Annotated in this window: 5 protein-coding genes; 1 reads left to right on the top strand and 4 read right to left on the bottom strand. The window is 40.2% G+C overall.

Annotated elements, in window-relative coordinates:
• The coding region (locus QZ413_RS00435) for an ABC transporter permease (RefSeq protein WP_297074495.1) at positions 1-567 on the top strand (567 nt) is incomplete at its 5' end.
• Between the two features lie 61 nt (positions 568-628).
• On the opposite strand, the gene QZ413_RS00430 is transcribed toward QZ413_RS00435, so the two are convergent.
• The 4 genes from QZ413_RS00430 to mdcD form a co-directional block, all read right to left on the bottom strand.
• Positions 629-1,453 (bottom strand): triphosphoribosyl-dephospho-CoA synthase, encoded by an 825-nt coding sequence (locus QZ413_RS00430; protein WP_297074493.1) that lies wholly within the window; start codon positions 1,451-1,453, stop codon positions 629-631.
• 17 nt (positions 1,454-1,470) lie between these two features.
• Positions 1,471-2,583: an acyltransferase gene (locus QZ413_RS00425; protein WP_297074491.1), complete on the bottom strand. Its 1,113-nt coding sequence runs from the start codon at positions 2,581-2,583 to the stop codon at positions 1,471-1,473.
• 32 nt (positions 2,584-2,615) lie between these two features.
• Positions 2,616-3,197 (bottom strand): malonate decarboxylase holo-ACP synthase, encoded by a 582-nt coding sequence (locus QZ413_RS00420; RefSeq protein WP_297074490.1) that lies wholly within the window; start codon positions 3,195-3,197, stop codon positions 2,616-2,618.
• Between the two features lie 2 nt (positions 3,198-3,199).
• Positions 3,200-4,854, bottom strand: a 1,655-nt coding sequence (mdcD, locus tag QZ413_RS00415) for a biotin-independent malonate decarboxylase subunit beta (protein WP_297074489.1), incomplete at its 5' end; no start/stop codon positions are given.

Genomic DNA, 4,854 nt, shown 5'->3' with positions numbered 1-4,854 from the left:
GGCTTTTTCGTTTTCTTTTTTGTATTTTTGATCTCAGGTATCGCGCTATTGCGTGAGCGCACGAGCGGTACGCTGGAACGTTTGTTGGCAACACCAGTCAAACGAAGTGAACTCGTCTTTGGTTATTTAGCAGGTTATGGTGTATTTGCGATCATTCAGACTTTGGTCATCGTATTCTTTTCACTTTATGTATTGAAGGTGGCGATTGTAGGAAGCCTCTTTTGGGTCATCCTTACCAATATTTTAATGGCGTTAACTGCTCTATCTATGGGAATCTTTGTCTCGACTTTTGCCAATTCAGAATTTCAAATGATGCAATTTATCCCGATCGTTGTGATCCCGCAAATCTTTTTTTCGGGTTTGATCCCTCTAGATAGTATGGCAAGTTGGATCAAGACGATCTCATATCTTTTTCCACTGACTTATGGTGGTCAGGCCTTGTCTAATATTATGATCAAAGGACAAGGTTGGGCAGATATTTATCTGGATCTCTCCATATTATGCTTGTTTATCGTAGGGTTTACTTGTTTAAACATCGTCGGTCTTAAACGTTACCGAAAAGTCTAAAAAAAAGAGGGTGTGACAAATTTTTGTCATCCCCTCTTTTTCGTGCTGATTATGATTGTTGTCATTCTTGATCCATGGATTCAATGAAGAAAAATGCAGCTAAAAGATCCGCACTCCCTCCAGGAGAAACCCGCTTTTGTTGGCACAATATCGTCAATCGATCAAACCAAACATTGGGAATCGCATGACTCGCTGCCTGATACGCCACCGTTTGTATCTTGCGTAACGTATCTTGATCACTACGGTATAAAATACAGGTATCCTCGACTTGGCTGATGAGATAAGACAGTACCCGCAACGCATAATCCGAATCGTCATGCGGATACTCTTTTGCCATATGAAGTGCTTTTTGCAAGGTTGGAAATCCCTGTGCAGCTTCTTCATAAGCACCATTCACCCGATATTTTTGTTTGACCGCTTCTCCATGCGTGACTTGATTGACTGTATAATCATCTGGAAATTGAACTAAAGTCGCCACTTGCATAAATAATTGCGTCAAATCAAGCTTATTTTCTTCACTTAGTTGGTAGGCTGACACAGTCACAAGTAAGCCTAATGACCAAATCGCACCCTTATGTGTATTGACACCATTTGTTGCTTTAAGCATCGCCCGTTCTGCCAAACGACCGATAGCAGCAATCTGTTTACGAGTTCGTGAGGAGATGCCTTCTGTTATACCGACTAGCGCCATTTCTTGAAAATAGGGGGTCAAGGTTTTAGCTGATCGAATAAAGAGATCGTAATCCATATCCGTATGTACTCCAGTTGATTGACGATCCACTAGCCCTGGTTTAGGCGTTAGTGTGACTTCCTTGATCAATGCTTGCTCGGCGAATAATGCCAATTGGCTAGCAATAGTTTCGGTTTTTATCAGAGTCGTTTGCATCCTTTTGTTCCCTCACTTTAAATTACTTTAGAATATTTTTGCGGTACGACTTTTTTCGGACGTATCGCTTCAAAAATCACATGTAGTCCATACGCGACGATAAATGATCCCATCACTGTCATGAAATAAGCAAAAATAATCATCCAACCTGTCGGCAATTTTAGCCACGTTGGACCAAAGACTTTTACCAACATTTGGAAGACAAAAACATTCGCTAAATAAGAACGGTACGCATATGTCGATAAAAATTTTACTGCCGGCAACACACGTGAATTATTTTGAATCAAAACAGAGGCAAGATAAAAAACACTTAAAATCACGACTAAACTGTAGATACTTTGTGTCGTGTTCAAATAAGTCGTATTGCCAAAACTAATTTCGTCAGAATAATTTAAAAAGTTTTGGATCGCGACCATGCCACTGAGTAAGATCGCCGGAACCATCAAAAAGCGAACCACGTGCAAGACCTTGAATAATTGTTCGTGATAGCGAAAAGCCGCTACACCATAAATACCATAAACCAAAAAACTAAAAACAAAACGATCCAATAAATACCAAGAATCATGATAACTTCCAGTAAAAATAAACTGTTGATAGAACACATACCATGCAACATACAATACCGTTGCTAGACCTAATACTGGCCAAACAAAGCGTTTTTGAGTAAAGACTTTATACCCTAACCAAATGAATAACGGCATACAAAGTTGGATCTGTAGCATCATGATCGTATACCATAGATGTGGTCCGGCATCTCCGACTAAACATTTTAACAAAAAGGTCCCGATCGAATCATATGGAACTTTTTGCTGTACATTTGGCAATACCGCCAAATAAACGATCGTCCACAAAATATACGGTACGACTAATTCAAGACATTTTTCTTTTAAAAAGTCCCAATAATGATGTTTGTGACTCACTTTTACCATGTTGTAGACAATCGCGAAAATAAACATTGGTGCGGTATATTTCACTAAAATATAAAGCGCACCTAATAAAGATTGTGTTGCCCCGTCTGTCGTATGGGCCAGCGCAAAACCTAATACTGTTTGCAAAATTACTGCAGTTACTGCTGAGACTTTTTGAAAATCACTTACGTTAATCTTTAACTTCTCATTCTCAAACGACATATCATTTTTTCACTTCTCTTTTTATGTTTTTTTTACCACAAATCGTAGGTCAAAACTGGACCTGCTAAAGTTTTTAATAATATTTTTTTATCTGGATATTGGAAATATTCTTTAAGTAAAAAACCACCTTTTTTGGTGATTACTTGTAAATCGACTTGGTCAAAAAACGTAGGATATCGCTTCACAAGGTCTAACGGTAAATCAGCTTTTTGTTCACAATACAACACGAGATCTAGATCGCTTTTGGGGTGGATCGTATCGATTCCAGTAGCAAGTTCAAATCCTAGACTTCCACCGACGCCCCAGTCATGATCGACTAAGATTTTTTGTGCTTGTTTATAAAGCTTAACTACTTGATAGCGTTGCTTGTTAGGCTCTAAAAGTATTTGATCAACTAGTTCATTCGGATGCGTTACACTTAAAATTGCTTCTTCGGGTAGGGAAAAAGCAAATCGTTGTGAACGACTTGCTCCTCTTAACCCTAAGGCTACTTGACCTGGCGCAACTTGCCCTCTTCTCACAGTAGCAAATAGATCGGACTCTGGACACCAAGATGGCCAAGAGATACTTGCATCGCGTTTGATTTTGACGATATCATGTGGTGCAGTGTGCATACTTACCACTCAGCTTTCATTTTTTCACGGATCTTATTCGTTTCCACACGACCAAATTGTTGTGCTTGTTCGTTTGTATAACGGGCTTCTAACATATAGTCCTCTTTCGATACCACATCACTAATTGCCGCTTGTAAGGCTTCTTTCACTGCTGTAATCGTTTCTGAAGTTGGTTCTTGTGTTGTAATGTCTGTTAAAAATTCATAGAGCGCACCTAATTTATTAAAGCTTGTCACATCATAAGCGATGGCAGGTACTTTTTGAGCGGCTGCTTCGATTTCTGCGATCGAACGATTTGTTACGCGACCAGCACTTGCTTTAGACATTGCTTGGATATTGATCGATGGATTATTTAGTGCCACTAAACGTGAAGATTGCAATCCATGTGCTAAGAATGCACCAGAAATCGCATTACCGACGATCAAGCCGATTACGGGATGACCAGCTTGACGTAATTTGGCATAACCGGCTGCACTTGTTGCTAGTGCAATATGGATTCCGATCAATTCTTCATTGTAACCATATGCTTGACTTGGTACATCGATGATTGCGATAACTGGACGTTTTTTCGTTTGATTGCGATCTTCTTGATAGATCTGTTCAAGAATTTGACCCATCCTAAATCCTTCGACAAGTCCGACTTCACCGTTACGCACACGATACATTTCATTTTCTGGATCCGTTACGATACTCGTAAAAACGACTTCTTGATCACCTAAAGTCCCCGGTGCATAAAATACCGTTGACACACTTGATTGTGGACAAGGAATACCACTTAATGCTTCAAACCAACGATAACCGATACTTTCACTCGCTGCCTGTTCACCACTTGTGATCATAGGTAAAGCAATCTCTTCTACTTCTAAATGATCGATTGTTTGATTAAATGTGTCGATTGCCAATGGTTGAGATAGATCCAAACTAGCCAATAGCGAAAGGTTTTCTATTGAGCGTTCGCTGCGATGCGTATCTTTACGTTCTGCCAAAGCTTCTTTAACTGCTGCAAGGATCGTTTCTGTAGTATCGACTACGACTTCATCGACTGCATGAGCTGCCAAACGTTGTCTCGCACCGATCGTATTCCAGATCAAATCTTTATCACTTGAATCAAATTCTCGTACTCCAGCTTCTTGTTCGATAACTTCTGGTCCATTTAATCCAATACGCGCTTTTTTCGTAGCGATCAAATAACTCATCAAGGCTGAAGTAATCGACATCCCACCAAATGATCCTACACGTCCGGGAACGATCCCGATCACGGGTACATATTGTTTTAAAGCCACGATCAGATTCCCGATTTCAGAAATCGACAATAGACCGTAGTTGGCTTCTTGTAGTCGTACGCCACCAGTGTCTAAGATAAAGATTGGGAAAATTTCTGTTCCATTTTGATTATCGATCAAGGCTTGAGTTAATGCCGCGATGATCTTGGCACCAGAAACTTCTCCGATTCCACCACCTTGGAATTTCCCTTCCATCGCGATCACCACGACCGCTTTTTGGTCAATCGTTCCTTTTACAACGATCAATCCATCATCGCTTTCAGGTACGATGTCTTGTAAAAGTAGATTTGGTGCGGTCATTTGTTCAAAAGGATCGATCAATTCTTTGCCTGATTGTGCATCGAGTAAAGCAAAAGCACGTTCTCTTGCGTGTA

The sequence above is a fragment of the uncultured Enterococcus sp. genome (assembly GCF_913775425.1).
Lineage (GTDB): Bacteria > Bacillota > Bacilli > Lactobacillales > Enterococcaceae > Enterococcus_G.
This window is presented reverse-complemented; position numbering and strand designations above follow the sequence as displayed.

What these genes read in the sequence shown, in the direction of transcription:
- QZ413_RS00420 (WP_297074490.1), bottom strand. Translation starts at nt 3,197, where the DNA reads ATGCACACTGCACCACATGATATCGTCAAAATCAAACGCGATGCAAGT.
- QZ413_RS00425 (WP_297074491.1), bottom strand. Translation starts at nt 2,583, where the DNA reads ATGTCGTTTGAGAATGAGAAGTTAAAGATTAACGTAAGTGATTTTCAA.
- QZ413_RS00430 (WP_297074493.1), bottom strand. Translation starts at nt 1,453, where the DNA reads ATGCAAACGACTCTGATAAAAACCGAAACTATTGCTAGCCAATTGGCA.